Origin of the sequence: Psychroflexus sediminis (genome assembly GCF_900099815.1) — a bacterium.
GTDB lineage: Bacteria > Bacteroidota > Bacteroidia > Flavobacteriales > Flavobacteriaceae > Psychroflexus > Psychroflexus sediminis.
Genome location: NZ_FNCW01000006.1, coordinates 153,275 through 170,468, shown reverse-complemented (window position 1 = coordinate 170,468; position 17,194 = coordinate 153,275). Strand labels below are relative to the sequence as shown.

At 37.2% G+C, this 17,194-nt stretch carries 11 protein-coding genes; 4 read left to right on the top strand and 7 right to left on the bottom strand.

Translation table 11 applies throughout. From position 1 onward, the window contains the following. Positions 1-17: 17 nt before the first annotated feature. The 5 genes from BLP81_RS07635 to BLP81_RS07615 form a co-directional block, all read right to left on the bottom strand. A complete protein-coding gene (locus BLP81_RS07635; RefSeq protein ID WP_093367858.1) occupies positions 18-944 on the bottom strand; it encodes a PorP/SprF family type IX secretion system membrane protein in 927 nt (308 codons plus the stop codon). After that, positions 944-7,975 (bottom strand): PKD-like domain-containing protein, encoded by a 7,032-nt coding sequence (locus BLP81_RS07630; protein ID WP_093367857.1) that lies wholly within the window; start codon positions 7,973-7,975, stop codon positions 944-946. The genes BLP81_RS07635 and BLP81_RS07630 overlap by 1 nt, the downstream gene beginning before the upstream one ends. A gap of 310 nt (positions 7,976-8,285) precedes the next feature. Further along, positions 8,286-8,801 carry a DUF4468 domain-containing protein gene (locus BLP81_RS07625; protein ID WP_093367856.1) on the bottom strand — a complete coding sequence of 172 codons (516 nt, stop codon included), beginning with the start codon at positions 8,799-8,801 and terminating at the stop codon, positions 8,286-8,288. Positions 8,802-8,874: 73 nt separating this feature from the next. Beyond that, positions 8,875-9,477: a class I SAM-dependent methyltransferase gene (locus BLP81_RS07620; RefSeq protein WP_093367855.1), complete on the bottom strand. Its 603-nt coding sequence runs from the start codon at positions 9,475-9,477 to the stop codon at positions 8,875-8,877. Positions 9,478-9,516: 39 nt separating this feature from the next. Continuing rightward, positions 9,517-10,158, bottom strand: a complete 642-nt coding sequence (locus BLP81_RS07615; RefSeq protein WP_093367854.1) for an SDR family oxidoreductase — start codon at positions 10,156-10,158, stop codon at positions 9,517-9,519. 305 nt (positions 10,159-10,463) lie between these two features. On the opposite strand from BLP81_RS07615, the gene BLP81_RS07610 reads away from it, so the two are divergent. From BLP81_RS07610 to BLP81_RS07595, 4 genes are all read left to right on the top strand, one after another. Next, a complete protein-coding gene (locus tag BLP81_RS07610; protein ID WP_093367853.1) occupies positions 10,464-11,012 on the top strand; it encodes a type 1 glutamine amidotransferase domain-containing protein in 549 nt (182 codons plus the stop codon). 172 nt (positions 11,013-11,184) lie between these two features. Further along, positions 11,185-11,763: an RNA polymerase sigma factor gene (locus BLP81_RS07605; RefSeq protein ID WP_245686430.1), complete on the top strand. Its 579-nt coding sequence runs from the start codon at positions 11,185-11,187 to the stop codon at positions 11,761-11,763. Between the two features lie 66 nt (positions 11,764-11,829). Further along, on the top strand, positions 11,830-12,378 hold the full coding sequence (locus BLP81_RS07600; RefSeq protein WP_093367851.1) for a hypothetical protein: 549 nt from the start codon (positions 11,830-11,832) through the stop codon (positions 12,376-12,378). Further along, complete coding sequence (locus BLP81_RS07595) at positions 12,350-13,630, top strand: hypothetical protein (protein WP_093367850.1); 1,281 nt, start codon at positions 12,350-12,352, stop codon at positions 13,628-13,630. Before BLP81_RS07600 ends, BLP81_RS07595 begins: the two co-directional genes overlap by 29 nt. Before the next feature lie 74 nt (positions 13,631-13,704). Here BLP81_RS07595 and BLP81_RS07590 read toward each other — a convergent pair whose 3' ends face one another. Next, positions 13,705-16,179, bottom strand: coding sequence for a M14 family metallopeptidase (locus BLP81_RS07590; RefSeq protein WP_093367849.1), 2,475 nt, complete (start codon positions 16,177-16,179; stop codon positions 13,705-13,707). A gap of 70 nt (positions 16,180-16,249) precedes the next feature. After that, on the bottom strand, positions 16,250-17,155 hold the full coding sequence (locus BLP81_RS07585) for a sterol desaturase family protein (protein WP_093367848.1): 906 nt from the start codon (positions 17,153-17,155) through the stop codon (positions 16,250-16,252). Between the last annotated feature and the right edge of the window lie 39 nt (positions 17,156-17,194).

Genomic DNA, 17,194 nt, shown 5'->3' with positions numbered 1-17,194 from the left:
CTTTTTGGTCATTAATATTAATAAGTAAAACATCCACATCGATCTCTCCTATACCGCTCTTTTGCTCTGAAGTTGATCATGAGTGAATGAATACCTCCATTGTATTGTGCGAAAGTAGTAATAGAGGTGTCGTAGGAATATCCAACCATTATTTGATCCATGATACGGATGCCAAAAAAGGCGCCTGCTGTCACATTATGTTCATAATTAACACTTGCAAACATTTTGTCTTTCCAATCTAGATTAAAAGAAACTAAAGCACTGTAAGGAGCCCCGTTGGCTATACGAGTCATTAGGGTAGGTTGAAGATAAACCTCTCTTTCAAGTTCAAATCTATAACCTGTAGTCAAATAATAATTTGGTGTTGTATTGGCTAAAGTGTTCCGGAAGTCATCTATATAACTGGTGGTTAGAAAGTTTGGGATTGATACACCGATAAAAAAGTTTTCTCTATGCAAGAAAACACCAGTCCCAAAAATAAGACTAGTTCTCGATAAATCTCCAAAGGGATTTCCAAATTCATTTTGATCTTCAATGGAAAGTAAATTATAATCTATAGCATAGTTTTTAACGCCAAATTTTACTCCTGCAGAAAGCAGCCAGTTTTGTGATAATCTCAAGTGATATGAAATATTTCCAGCGACTTTATTTTCTCTGCTTGCTCCTATTTTATCACTCATAATATCAAATCCTGCACCTAGATTTGTGAGCCCTATTCTATCATGTCCGGTAAGTATAAGAGTTTCTGGAGCTCCATCAAACCCAACCCACTGCGATGTATAAAACCCAGTGGCACTATAACCATCAGAACTTCCGGCGTAGGCCGGATTATAAATCAATGGTGCGAAAACAAAATTTGATAACTTAACATCGGTTTGAGCCTGCCCTAAAAAGCCTAGACTTAAAATCAGAGCCATGGATATGTTTTTCAAAAGTTGTATCATTAAATATTATTATCAATTTGTACAAAACCTTTTTTTGTATCATTCTTACAGGGTGATCTGTAGTTCAAAATATAGAAGTAGGTGCCGGTTGGTAAAAAGTTGGATTGATTGATTGTTCCACCTACATTTGATGCCCCTCTGAAGGCATTATTCGTATTGTTATAACCAGTAGTTTCCCAAACTAACTTACCATATCGATTATATATTTTCATCTCATTTTCAGGGAATAATTCAATATTTATAACATTCAATTTTTCATTTAAATTATTTCCATTTAATGTTATAAAATTGTTGACGTCAATTATACCTTCGATGATATTGACCTGTACTATGAGGGTTTCACTGCTCAGACAATTCAAGTTTTCATCGTAATTTCTGGCATACAAAACTGTATTCTCTGTTATCAGATAATTTTCCGGAAGAGTTTCATCATCGGTAGGAGATAAATACCATTTGATGTCCATACCACTGACATTGATATCTCTCAAGGACGGTTGATCCTCTATGCAAAAATCTTGAACAGACTCTCCAACAGGAGCTGCTATTTCATTAATATAATCTTGTTTAATTTCAATTTCCAAGACTTTCATACAGCCATTACTATCCATGACTTCTATATCATATACGCCTGGTTCTAGACCTTCAAAAAGGAATGTAGAGTCTCCAGGGCCAAAATTCGAAGTATAGGGTGGAGTTCCACCTTCTACAAAAAGACTTATTGTACCATCATCAATACCAAAGCAATTGGCTTGGGTCGTTTGAAACCTAATATCAAGGGGTAGAGGTTCTTCAATAACAAGATCTAAATCGACAGAACAGTTGCTAGCATCTGAAACTATTAGAGAATATGTTCCAGCATCAAGATTATTTAAAATTGGTTCTGTACTTGTAAACCCATTAGGACCAGTCCATTGATAATCATAAGAACCATTGTCTAATTTCCGGCCTCCATCAACCTCCACACTTACAAAACCGTCGGCAGCATTATAACAACTAATATTCTCAGAACTAAAAGCCAGGTCTAAAGCATTTACTCCTTTAATTTCAACACTTACAACTTCGTCACAGTTATACTTATCAGAAATATTGGCTGTGTAAGTGCCTGGAGCCAGGTTTGTAAGTGTAGGGCCGGTTTCACCATGATTCCATACGATGTTGTATGGTGTCGTTCCTCCCTCAATATCCAGAGAAATAAAACCATCCTCGTTAAATGCACAAGTTTCATCTTTCGAGTCGATTGTAATATCTATGGGATCGGGCATAATCAATTCAACCTCTTTTGATGCTAAACAGGTTAGGTTATCATATACATTTACTTTATAGAGCCCTGGTCCTACGCCAGTTAAATTCTTTTCTGTTGAAATGATTTGGTCTACAGCATTTCTCCATTCATATTGATATTTAAATTCATTTGCTCCAGTTTGAAGAGGTGTTCCTCCTTGAACATCGATATTGATAAACCCATTGAATTCATCGACTTTAGCTTTGGAGTTGGCGTTTTTTGGAATACTGATCAGGTCGGTGCAAACCAATGCTGTTTTTTCTAAAATTTCAATCCGTATAGGGGAAGGTTCAGTAACTTCAAAATCTTCAATTACTGTACAATTATTTTGATCTGTTATGATGACAGTATAATAACCAGCACCGATATTTTCGAGATCTTGAGTGGTGGATATAAGCATGCCGTTTTTCAGCCATAAATAGGAATAACTTCCTGTCCCGCCGGAAGGGGAAATAAGAATCTTGCCAGTAAAGTCTCCATGGCATTGTAAATTTAAGACAGCATCTTCAGTCACAATAAGTTCTTCGGGTGCTTCAATTTCATAAGTAAAGTCGTATATACAACCAAATCCATCAGTGATTTCTAAGTTATAGGTCCCTTGTTTTAAATTGAAAATATCTTCTTGATTAGAACTAAAACCATTGGGCCCCGTCCAGCTGAATAAATAAGGCTGATTATTTGATCTTGAAATTCCTCCTGACGGACTTATCTGTATACTCCCATCATTAGCGTCAAAACAACTGGTTTGGTTGCCATTGAAATCTGAAATTACAGCATTATCAACAACTTCTGATGGAACAGTAATCTCAAATTCTGTAGTATTTTGCCCGCAGGGATCACCATCGAAAATGCTTTGAGAAGTAACTGTGATAATGGCGGTTTGAGTTACACCAGTGGTATTCGTAGCAGTGAAAGTTGGAAGGTTTCCGCTTCCACTTGCTGCTAGACCTATTTCAGCATTGGAATTGGTCCAGTTGAAGGTGGTAATCATTGTTGGATTGGTAGTCGAAAAATTGGCTACATCTACCTCATCCCCGTGACATACTTCTAAATCTTCTATTGGATTAATTTCTGCAAAAGGAACCACAGAAATAGTCGCAGGATCAGAGACTAATGGACCACAGGTAGAATTATCAAAACTAACGACCACATAATAAAAGTATTCACCAGCAACATCAGCAGGAGGTAAGAAAGTGGATTGGGTTTCTCCCGTTAATGCCGTCCCTCCCAGATTGCTTTGGTCATCATTTTCAAACCATTGATACGAAGGATTTCCTAAACTGAAATTGACATTGACCGAAAGTAGATTTGGTGTTGCATCCAGGCAAAGTTTTTCCGACTGAGGATGTTGATTGATAAGAGGCTGAGGTTCAATTCTAATCCTTGCAGGATCGCTCACAGTTTCACATCCAGGAGTATTTTGAGTTATGCTTACATAATAATAAAAAGTTCCCACTGCATCTGTTGGTGGTGTGAAGTTTGAACTGGTTTCATTAGGGATTGCAGTACCTGTTGTTGTGTCTGCGGTATCATTAACGAACCATTGGTAATTAAACTGGCCTAAGCCCCCTGAGACTTCCACACTCAACTCATCGGCGAAAGCATCAACACATAAATCCTGGTTATTTAATTGCTGTACATCTATCCCAGGATCTTCTAAAACTTCAACTTCAGAAACCTGGCTTATGACATCTCCACACTGGTCGCCTTCTGGACTGACGACAACATAATAATAGTAAGTACCTGGAACATCGAATGCTGGAGGAAGATAAGTTGCCTCTGTGGCTCCGGGAATTGCAGTGCCTCCTGTATTTGTTGAGCTTGTATTAGTGAACCACTGGTAGGTGGTAGAAGTAGATTCGCCACTTTCCAGCTCAACTCCTAAAGGAGAAATTTGTCCTCCTTCACATAGGGATTGAAAAGCTAAAGGTTGTTCTTTAATCTTACCAGAACTTTCCACTACAATTTCAATAATGAATGGTTCACCTGCGCAATTCTCGGATTGTGGGGTGACGGTATAAGTGAGGGTGGCTATATTCTCTGATGTATTAGTCAGGTTTTGGCTAATCTCGGTTTGAGGCGTGGTTTCTGCAGACCCCCCTGTAATTGCTCCGGGCGGGTTGCTTACCGGCTCACTCCAGGTGTAAGTAGTATTCAAAGGAATTATGTTATTTCCAACATTCTTTGGTTCTACTGTAAAAGTCCCGTCACTACAAATATTCTCCGTGGTATCTTCAATAAAGACTTTGGGTTCAACAAGGACTTCAATTATAAATGGATCTCCTGCACAGCCATCACATACAGGGAAAACTTCATAAGTCACCATGACATCTTCACTGCTAGTGTTCACAAGTGTTTGTACAATTTCTTCCTCAGGCATTGTAGCTAGTGTATATCCTGAAATTGCTCCAGGTTGAGAAACTGTAGGAGTTTCCCAGGTATATTGGGTGCCAGTTGGAACTCTATTTGGTAAAATATCTTTTGGTGAAACCCTAAAAGTGTCATCACTACAAATAATACGATTGAAATCATCAATAACTGGTTCTGGCTTCACATTTACAGTAACTGTAAAAGCATCACCTTGGCAACCATTCACCACAGGAATGACAGTATATACAGCTGTTGAAGTTGAGCTGGTTGTATTTATGAGTTGCTGATCTCCGGTTTTAACCGGGCTAGTTTCAGCAGTGGCTCCTGTAAGTGATCCAGCGGGATTTATGGTTGGTAATCCCCAGGTGTATTGAGTTCCTGCAGGAATTTGATTGCCGCTTAAATTTTCGTCTGGTTCAACTGAAAATGCTTCGCCACTACATACTTCTCTATTGATATCCTGTATGATAGGTTCTTCAGGGAAATTTACGGTTAGGGTGAAAGGTGCTCCTTTACAACCGCCTAAAACAGGAGTAACAGTATAAACTATACTTGCCGCTTCTGTGGTTGAGTTTTCGATAGATTGAGAAATACTGGTTTGGGGAGTGCTTTCTGCAGAACCTCCAGTTACGGCACCCGATGGACTGCTTACTGGAGCATCCCAGATATAGGTGGTTCCTGTTGGAATAAAATTACCGCCAGAAGAATTTGGAATATGATTTAAAGGGTCACCATTACATAAATCAATAGTGGTGTCTAAGAGGAGAGGAGCAGGATTTACTGTAATCGTAAATGTTTCTGGAGTTCCTTCACAATTTGTGTTACCAGAATTTATAATCGGTCTTACAGTGACTGTAGCAACGATAGGATTTTCAGTTAAATTTTCAGCAGTGAAACTTGGTATATTACCTGTTCCACTCTGAGGATTCAAACCAATATTTTCATCGATTACCCATTCAAAATCTGTTGTATTTGAGGTATTTGGCGAACTAAAAACAATTTCAGAAACCTCTTCTGTGTTGCAAACCTCTAGATCTGGTATTGGTTCTACTTGACCTAAAGGAAGCACTTCTAAATCCACAGAATCTGAAGTTTCAGTACATGAACCCGCAGGATCGTCTGTGGTTATAGTAAGAGTTAAAGTGCCTACAAAGCCAGGTGGAGGAGTAAAAGTTGAATTGGGATCTGCCGGGTTTGAAAAGCTTCCTCCGTCTGAAGACGTCCAGGTAATGCTTGAGGCAGAACCTCCAAAGCTGCCATTCAAAGAAATTGTATCATCAATACAAAGTGGTTCATAATTTCCTGCGTCAACTTCAGGTGCTTCTAAAACTTCTACATAATGATCATCTTTTTGCTCAGAGCACAACGTGCCAGAATTGTCTGACTCTAATGTAAAGGTGATGCCTCCTGTATATCCAGCAGGTGGAGTGTAAACGGGGTTCAAGTCCTGAGCATCTGGAGAAAATGTTCCTCCTTTAACGTTTGCTTTCCATTCCCAATTTCCAGTACCTCCAGAAATGGTTCCATTGAGTTGAATACTTCCATCAACACAAATTTCTGTTGGTCCGTTTGCCTGAACATCTGCAGGGACCAAGACTTCTATGTTACCAGTGTAAGTATTGGAACCACATTCGTTAGTTATGGTTAAATCATAGGTATAATTACCCGGAGTAGTATAGGAAATAGAAGGATTTGGATCTGTAGAACTTGATATAGATGCAGGAGGAGATGCTCCAAAATCCCAAGAATAAGTTGTCCCATCAGTAGAGTAGCAGTCGTATACTTTAGGGTCTATTGTGAATGCTTCGTCTTGACAAACACTAAGATCTTCCAAATCAGCCCTGGGTCTATCTTTAATTGTAATCACTCTTTCAAAAACATCATCTCGACATTTTTCCCCAGGCAAAATATCCTGAACGAAAACTTCCAGACGAATAGTGTAGATCCCCGGAGCTAAAAATCTAAATTCAGGCTCTTCATCTTCAGGACCGGTTCCATTTACAAATTCCCAACTTGGATCAATAGGTGGACCATCTTGCGGGCAGTCTGGGTTTTCTCTTTCTACTTTCCATTCGTATGTTGGCTCTATATCACAACCGGAGGCCTGAGAAGTATTTGTGGTAGATACAATTTGATCGTCTTCAAAACAAGCTTCGTCTTCGCTTACTGTGAACTCAGATATAACTTCTGGTATGATACATATTGTCTGAGTCTTAAAAGTCTCACCACAATTATTTCTTGTCACTAACGTAATATCATAATATCCAGGTGTATCAAATATAACTCCTAAAACTTCAGACCCGTCAGTCCAAGAAAACCTGTCATCAGTTCCATTGTCGCTACCTAGTTGACCTGTAGAAATTGTAGATCCTCCAACTGGAGAAATTTCCCAATATCTGCTGTAATCCTCATCACAGCCAGAAGAAGAAGTATTAGTTCCTCCTTCTGAAATATCTGTAAAATCGACTAAAGAATTCACACAGGCTATTTCTGATGGAAGTATAAAATCTGCTTTTGTTGGTTCAGAAACTCTTATCGGACCAACGGAAACAAAATTTCCCTGGGCAGAACAGGGGTTTGAGGCATTAACAGTTATTGAAAAAGAATTTTCATATGGCGTACCATTTATAGTTGAAGTGCTGTCACAAGAAGTATCCAAAAAGACATGCGTGAAAGTTTCAGAGAATCCGGTTCCAATGGGATAATCCGAAGAATTTAAAACTATATCTGGAGAACCATCATTAATTGAAATTGTATAAGTTGTACCAGGAGTATTATTACTTACAGTAACAGTATATTCATATTCATCAGGCAAACAATTTTCGCTTTCTGTTAGTTGAACATAAACCACGGGCGGCTGTATGCCTACAAAAACTCTAAATTCGTTTGTGTTTTTGGTTCCATCAGGTAGTTTAACCGTGTAAGAAAGAGTATATAAACCAGAGCTATAAGTGTGAGATTCAACCTGATTGCTGGTACTTCCATCCCCCCAGTCTATAAAATAAGTTGTTCCAGCTGGATAAGATGATTCTTCTGGATCAAAAAAATCGAATGTTCCGTTGAATGATATATCATTTGTACACCTTAAAAAGGTTTTAATACCATTTTGAACTTCGATATTGTATCCACCAGCTCCTAAGACGTTATTCATCTCTAAATCCGGGGTATTAAAAGCAGTTGAAGTCTGGTCGGTGAAAATTTCAAAAAAAGAATTTACAGCTTTGATCTGCTGAGTAGGTTTTTCAACAGCCTCTTTTTTTGTATCCAAAAAAGCATATTCATCAATAGAATTCACGACTTTTTTAGCAGGGTTTATTGAAACAAAACCAGCTATAAGTAGACATCCAGTAAAAAATGTAGGGAGTAGTTTTGTTTTCATTAGCTAATATTTTATTACAATGTCTACAAGAGCTAAATTCAAAGCGACAATTCTGGCTAATGAAATTTTGTTTGTAGAACTAGTATTACAATATTAGTAACAATAATTAAGATATAAAAGCAATAATAATGAAAAAGAAAAAGAAATAGGGATTATGAGCTTTTGAAAACGCTGTAAATATTTGTCTGCCAGTTTTTTATGGAGAAAACCCTGAAGAGCAATCTACTTATATTTAAAGCAATAATAGTAGATTATTTGAATGTTTGCATCATTAATTCAATAAAACATTAATAACTTTTGAGTTTGTTCTTCACCAATCACTAGAATCGCGTGTAACAGATTCGTATAACTCTAAGTTTAAGTTATTAAAAAAAGAAGATAAGATAGAACGGCTTTCATCCAAATCTTTTTTAATAACCTCATCCATGATGAGGTTGATGTTGGATATTGGTCTATATTCTGTATAATATTTATACCTTAAGGAGGTGATTTCTAGCCTGTACTTACTATCTCTAAGGGAAATTCTAAGGTTATACCTTACTTCGGATGTCAAATTTTTCACCTCTATCAACTGGTCCACTTTTGCTTTTATAATAAACGTATCCTCTAAATATTGACATTCTAATAATGTAGATTTTGAGTAGTGAACTGAAAGCCAGTTTTGAATATTTTGCTTAAGCTTTGCTTTGTTTTTATTTTCGACCTGAACTATAATTGCTTTAGGGAACTCATAATTATCAAAATCAAATCTTGGTATTTTTTTATCTTGACTTAGACAACTTATCGAAATTAAAATCGAAATCGTTAAAAGGTAAACATTTGGCATAAGTAATATTCTTTAGGAATCGAAATTACTATTATTAACTTGAAAAGACAGTGATAAACTATAATTTAGCTGTTTATTTAACGCCCGTGAACCGAGTTATAAAACCTTTGCCCCTGTGAAATTGACCTTCATTTAAATCTATCTCCAGTTCTTCACCCTGACTCTCTGCTAAGTCTCGGAAATCCTTCTCAAGCATGTCTAAGGAGTAAAGCATTTCCCTATTTTTTGGTCCACCAGACTTGTAGTCACCTGTAAGTTGATTGGGATGAAATGCTTCCACAATAACTTTACCTTCCGGTTTTAAGGATTTGAATACATTTTTATGAAATTTTTTCCTGAGTTCCGGATTTAGATGTGCATAAATAAGAGCAATAAGATCATATTTGTTTTCTTCAAATTTAAAATCTTCAGCTTTATTAATGTCGTAGGAAATTGATACGTCTTGAGAATTACACAAGCTCATAGCCTTGTTTTTTCCAGCTTCAGAGAAGTCAAAAGCTTCTACTTCCCATCCTTGTTTAGCAGCATAGCAGGCATTTCTGCCTTCACCCTCTAAAGGGAATAGAGCAATACCTCTTTTGCTGATTTTATCTATTTCAGATTTTAAAAAGGAATTGGGCTTTTTTCCATAAATAAATTCATCTTTAGAAAATCTTTCGTTCCAAAATTCTTTCATAATAAAAAACCCGAAGCTTAAACTTCGGGTAGATTAAATTTATCTATAATTTTTCATTTGTCCTTTGAGGTCCTTATCTCCGGAAATCATTTCAAAAGAAGTATTTTTAGTGCGTTCGAGTTCCAGGGCATAAACCAGAGCTTTCGCAACATCTTCTCTAGGAATTTGCCCCTGCTTATTTAGATGTTTGGCAATTTCGACGCGTTCATTACCTTGCTTTTCTGTGAGTCCACCTGGCTGAACAATAGTATAAACCAATTTGGATTCTCTTAGGAAATCGTCAGCAGCTTTTTTTGCTCTTAAATAATGTTCAAGGCCATCAACTCGACTTGGAGCATCTGTCCCCATAGAACTTAACATGACAAACTTTTGAAGCTTGTGAGCTTCAGCTAATTCTATGGCCCTAATAGCCCCTTTTTGGTCTACCTCTGTAGTTTTTTTATCGCTGGTTTCACCACCGGAACCAGCAGCGAAAATGACTTTATCCATACCTTTAAAAGCGTCGGAAAAATCTTCCTCTAAATCTCCTATTCTTGTTTCTATACCTAGATTTTCAAAATAAGGCTTTTGAATTTCTTTTCTTATCATGGCAAAGGGTTTAAAACCTGAAGAGTCTCTCAGGATTTTAGAAATAATTCTTCCCGTTTTTCCATTTGCTCCAATCACTAATATATTTTGCATTTACGTTTGTTTTTAACTATTCACTTCAAAGTTATTTAAAGTGTTTTCGAATTTGATTAAAATGAAACTAAATATTAGAGAAATTAAGTTAAATACTATTAATAATTTATTTTTTGCTGAGTTTGAGAAGGATTTTCAGTACAAAAATAAATATGACACAAAATGAAAACAAGAAATGGCTTCATACGCTGCTTGTTTTTAGGAATTAATAAAGTTTAACTTTAACCCTACTTTTTTTATAATGGCCTTAATAGACTTTCGTTAGTAGGTATTTTATATTTAATAGAACCATAAATCATAAAATCATGAAGAAGAGAATAGCAATATTAGCCACCAACGGATTTGAAAAAAGTGAATTATTTTCACCTAAACAAGCCTTGGAAAATGAAGATTTTCAGGTAGATGTAATAAGTCTTGAAAAAGGAAAAATAAAGGGCTGGGAAGGAACTGACTGGTCTGGTGAAATCGAAGTTGATTATACCGTCAAAGAGGTGAGTGCCAAAGATTACAATGCCTTGGTTTTGCCAGGGGGTGTAATGAATCCAGATCAGCTCAGAAGAAACGAAGATGTTTTGGTATTTGTCAGAGACTTCTTTAAGCAAAGTAAGCCCGTCGGCGCCATTTGTCACGCTGCCTGGACTTTGATTGAGGCCGAAGTCGTAGAAGGCAGGACAATGACTTCTTTCAGTTCTATCCAAAAAGACCTCAAAAATGCAGGAGCACTTTGGGTTGACAAAGAAGTAGTCGTAGATGAAGCTTTAGTAACCTCTAGAAATCCTGACGATCTTCCAGCCTTCAATGCGAAAATGGTTGAAGAGATTTATGAAGGAAAACACGATTTACAACACGCTTAAATCCAATTTAAGATTTAATATAAAAAGGCTGTTTGAGCGATCAAGCAGCTTTTTTTATTGAAAAAACTCAGTTGGTCTCACCATTTCAATAAGCTATATTTCAGTATTTTAGCCCTAATATTGATTTTTATCACTCGTTTTGTAACGCCAGAGATTTTCAAACGTATTTATAGTGAAGCCATTTAATTTATCTCTACTGAATTTGTTCACAGCCAAACTTATAGAAGAAAGTTTAAAGGGAAACAGAAAAGCTCAGCTGAAGCTTTACAACTCCTATTGTGATGCCATGTTAACTATAGCTTACAGATATGTAAAAGATATGGATACGGCTCAAGATGTCACTCAGGAAGCTTTTATAAAAGCCTTTTCGAATTTAAGAAGATACGATGGCAGTTCAAGCTTTGGGGCCTGGTTGAAGCAGATCGTAATTCATCAAAGTATAGATTTTCTCCGCAAGAGAACATTTGATCTGTGTCTGGATCAGGTTCCGAATTTAAGCATTGAAAACGATGATAACTGGGACGTAGAGGAACATCTGGAAGTAAACCATATTAAAAGGGCAATTGACAAATTGCCTGAAAAATATAGTGTAGTCCTCAAGCTTTATTTGATGGAAGGCTACGATCACGAGGAAATTTCTGAAATTCTGGAAGTTTCTGTCAATGCATCGCGAACTCAACTCCACAGAGGTAAAAACATGTTGAAAGAGCAATTAAAAATGAAAGGCTATGAAATGAGTCATAACCACTAGACACGTACAAGCAGAGTGCCCTGTGGCGAATACATAGGATCGCTTTAAAATACTAAAATTTTACAGATGAAAGATTTGCGTAAGGATTTTAAATACACAGAGAACCAACTCAAAATGCCTGAAGGACATCTCGAACGTTTTCAAATGAAACTCGGGCCAGAACCTGATAAAAGCGCAGGTCAAAGTCTGTGGATACAAAGAATAGCAGCTGTCCTTATTCTCGGGATTTTAATTTCTACGTATTGGTTTCCAAATGCTTCACCAATATCCAATACCAGCACAATTGCTGATGAAACAGTTGATTTGAATGACATATCACCAGAGTTAGGCAATTTAGAGACCTTCTTTAAAACCTCTATAAATTATGAACTGGCGACTTTGGAATATGGAAATTATGAAGACGTTGCTTTTTCCTACTTGGATGAATTAGAAAAAATTGAAAAGGATTACAAAAAATTAAGCAAAGACTTACAAACCCATGGATATAATAAATTAATCATAGACGCCATGATAGAAAATCTTCAGTTGAGACTTGAATTGCTTCAAAATTTAAAACTCAAATTAAACGAACTTAAAACCCTTAATCATGAAAAAGACCAAACGTATCAGCTATAAATTAATGATTATTTTTTTACTGCCACTCCTGGGATTGGCTCAAAGTAAACGCGAAACCCTCGAAACTTTTGATGTGGAGACAAATCCTGTCATTACACTGGATGTGTCTCATGCTGAAGTTGTAGTGACTACCTGGAATAAAAATAAGGTGGAGGTAAAGACGACTTTATCCAGTGAGACGTTTGGCGAAAAAGAGGCCAGTGAACTTTTTGATGTTCATGAAGTCAAGGTGCTTGGAAATAGCAATAGGGTAGAGGTTTCATCTGCAAACAATCCAGGTGTAAGAAACTTTACATTTATTCAATCTCCAAAGCCGCCTAAATCCCCAAAGCCAAATATGAGTTCGCCAAGGCCGCCAATGCCACCGGGACCAGCTTTGGAATTTGACTTTGATTATTTAGCCTTTAAGGAGGAAGGAAAAGCTTACCTGGAAAAGTTTAAGCAACAACTGAATTCCACTGACTTTAAAGATGAAATGAATAATTTCAGAAAAGAAATGATGGTATGGAAAGATCAATTCCTGAAGGACTCTCTGATGAGTTTTCATTCGGATTTGGACTCTTTAAAAATTTATATCAAAACCTTTAGAGATGTAGCTCAGGATATGTTTCAAGACTTAAAAGAAGATTATGGAAATTCAATTTCTGAAAGTTCTGTAAAGAAAGTTATAGAAATCAAAGTGCCACAATCGGCCAGGTTTGAAGTCGATTTAAGGCATTCTAAGCTCGATGCAGACGCCATGAAAGACTTGACCGCTAATCTTAGATATTCCGATTTTAAACTGAAAGACCTGTCAGGAAAAAACTCAGAGATCAACATGAAGTACTCCACTTTGCGAGTAGATTCGGCAGACCAGTTAAGTTTAAATCTTGTGTATTCCAAAAAGGTTGAATTAGGAGATGTGAATAAACTTAATGTGAGGTCCAAAATGTCTGAATTAAGCATTAAACATCTTAAAGACCAGGGGCTTATTAATGGTTCTTATGGCAAATTATTTATAGATAAGATCGACCCTGACTTTTTTCTAATCGATATTCAATTGGAAAAATCCACAGCTAACCTCAAACTCCCCAAAAATACAAGTTATAGATTCTATGCTAAATCTTCCAATTCCAAATTCAATATGAATACTGATCTAGACCTGAAGATGTCCAAAAGCTTTGAGGATGTGATTTACACCAGTGCAGGTCAGACGAATGATGCCCAAATACTTTCATTATCAGCTAATTATAGTACAATCAACTTAGATTAATTTTCAGTATACTACAAAAGGCCAAAGTCTCAAACTTTGGGCTTTTGTTCATAAGTTTAACTGCCGGGGATAGCTTACCTGAATTCCTGGCTCCTGTTGTTGACCATAAACAGGGCATTCACAAAAAAGAGTTTACCGTTTTCCCAAAACGAACGGAACATCACATCATCTACCATATAAATGATGCTGCCACGCCCGAGTCGCTGTTCTCCAAAAACTAAAGAATTTGAGATTTTTTCTGTGGCTTTTTCCCCTGAAAAACCACTTAAAGGTCTAGGAGAATCTTCTAAATAAGCCACATTGTAGCCTTTTTTGAGATATTGATAAGCTGCAGAACTCGTTTTTAGAGTGGCATAGGTGTCCTCGTAGCCGAAAGCAAGCGGATGTGTGTTATCCACTCTCACCTCAAAAATGGCTCCCGTAATATTGTCCTTGGTGCGTTCTTTTTCCCGTTGGGCATAAGAAATGAGGTTGGTATCTGTACTGTCTTTTTCGGTTTCTACTTTTTCCAAACCAAAACCTTTTTTACCTTCAAAAGTGGATAAGGCATTTGCTATAGCGATGATTTTCCCTCCGCTTTTGACCCAATCTGTGACATCTTCAAATTTTTTCTGATTTAAAGCGGAAGAGTAACTTCCGTTGGGAAGGACCAGTACATCATAGTCGTTTAAATCTATACTGCTGAAATCATCTGTAGAGATGGATATAATTGGATAATTTAATTCCTGTTCAAAGAAATACCAAAGTGAACCGTAGCTTAGTGAGGAAGTTCCTTCGCCCCTTAAAACAGCGATGCGCTGTGGATGAATTTTCTTGATGTCCGGTGAGCCAAAATCTGTACCTGTATCTGAAAAACCGGTTGTTGCAGCTTTCAGTTCAATTTCAAATGCACTGGCTAATGCAATGACTAAGGAATCAAAATCAGCTTGTTTGTTGTTGGTTTTGGTGAGGACCAGACTTCCGCGTTCAAAAGATTGATTTTCAATCTTAAATGCTTTGGTGGTTGCTCTTACATCAATCTTATGCTCGAGAAGTTTTGCCAGAAATTTAGCATGTGCCATGCTATTCCATTCAGAAATATAACCGACTGTTTCTTTTTCAATAGCTTGTTTGGAAAATATTTCGCTTTTAGATGTGGTATCGAGTTCTCCATTTACCTGATAAACATCAACGCCATGTGCCAGGGCTAAATTCCAGGAGGTAATATCGTAGGTAAGCGGCGTGCTCAATTTTGGATCAGCTTCAAATAAAACCCTTAGCATTTTAGCTTTTGGCTGACCTGCAGGCAGAACTATGGCATGTTCAGCATCAAAAGAAGTTTTATTATTGCCATATACCTGGCTTCCCTTTAAAGTCTTAGTCGTTGAAATGTCATAAAGATAGTCGTGCTTATCGAAAAGTTCACTTAAGACCTTCAGTTTTTGTTTATCGCCAGCCAGAACGTAATAATCAAAATCTGGCGATTGTTTGAAGTAAGTCTTGAATTCAGAATTCAATCTTGCAGCATTTTCAGAAGAAATTTCAATGGTAGATAAACCGGTTAGCGTGTGATGCTGAACCCGATCTACCAAAGTTAATTCATAACCTTCATCGGTATTGATCCCAAGACCAGCGCGTCCATGACCAGCCTGCTCGTAAGTCATACCAATTGCCCCATTGTAAGTAGGGTAGGTATCTCCGTAGCTTGGATAAAATAAATCAAAACGCTCTCTGGTAAAATAGAGCCATGCTTTCTCATCGAAAGCATCAGCATTGTTTTTTCCGATTTCGGTTTGGAATTCCTTTTGAAATTCTGTGATCACCTCATGAAAGGGCTCTGCGGCTGGTGCAAAATAATAAGGTGAATTGATGCCCTGCTCGTGAAAATCGACATGCACATGAGGCATCCACTGGTTGTAAAGTTTCAAACGCTGCTGGGTCTCTACTTGCGTTGCCCACATCCAGTCCCTGTTCAAGTCGTATAGATAGTGGTTGGGACGTCCTCCAGGCCAGGGTTCGTTGTGTTCTACCGCATCCTGATACGGAGAATAAGGAGTTGCTTTGACCTGATTGTACCAGTTCACATAACGATCTCGACCATCTGGATTAATACAGGGGTCTATAATGACCACTGTATTTTCTAAAATGTTTCGGCGATTGGTTACCAGCTCATACGCCGTAAGCATCGCAGCTTCTGTACTGGAAGCTTCATTGCCATGCACATTATAACTCAACCAGACAATCGCGATTTCAGGATTGGATTTTCCTTCGATGATTCCCGTTTGTTTGAGATTATTGATTCTGATTTCTTCAATGTTACTTAAATTTTCTTCGGAAGAAATCACAGCATAGCTTAAGGTTCTGCGTTCGTTTGTTTTACCGTAGGCGGAATAAGTAAGGTTTGAACTGTTTTCAGCCAGGTGATTAAAATAGTCTACAACCTGGTGATGTCGCGTAAATTCTGTTCCAATCTTGTAGCCTAAAAATTCTTCTGGAGATTGAATTGAATTTTGTGCCTGAGAAGCACCAAAAAAACAGAACAAAAAGAGAAAGCTTAAATTAAATTTCATGTGTTAAGGGTTTGCTGTAAATTTAAAATAAATACCCTTAACAACTGATTGTATTCAATATAAAATCAGACTATTGTTTTTTCAACCTGGTTTTATGAACTTTTATCTTTTCCATTTCAGATTTGTGATAATCTACGGGACTGCCAAAGGCCATCTGTAAAGCATTCTTAATGGATCTGGCTTTGGTCATATCTTTGAAAAGTGCAATCCACTCGTGGAATACGAGCATAAAAGGATTATAGGTATTGATGGGTTTGGTGATTCCATAAACCGGTTTTTCAACCTCTTCTGCGAAGGTGCCAAACATTCTGTCCCATATAATTAAGGTAGAACCATAATTTTTATCCAAATATTGTTCGTTTTTGGAGTGGTGCACTCGGTGATGAGACGGTGTTGTGAAAATATATTCAATAGGTTTTGGAAGTTTTTTAATATATTCAGTATGAATCCAGAACTGGTAAAGCACCTCAATCTGATGAACAACTAAAAACACAAAAGGATGGAATCCCATCAAAATCACCGGTAAAAAGAAGACGATTTTAAGGTTTTGAGTCCAGGATAATCTAAAAGAAGTTGAGAGATTATAATACTCAGAATTGTGATGAACTACATGTGTAGACCACCAAAACCGCTGCTCGTGAGCAATTCTATGCGACCAGTATCTTACGAAGTCAAGAGCAATAAAACATAGCACAAAAGACCACCAGGTCATGGGAATGTAAAGGGGGGTGAGGTTGTAGAAAAACAGGAAAAAAGCAAAAACACCGAGTTTCATCACGCCGTTAAGAAGAATATTGACCACTCCAATAAAGGTCGAAGCCAAAAAATCTTTGCCTTCGTAAAGCTTTTTGTTTTGCTTATAGCTGAAGTAGGATTCCAGAGCTACCAGCGTGAACATCACGGGTGCAGCAATCCAGATAATGGTTGTAAAATCTAAATTCGCAACATCTTCTAAACTTATTTTTACTTTTTCCATTTACGGTGTTTTTTTTGCAAACATAAAGAATGAGATACT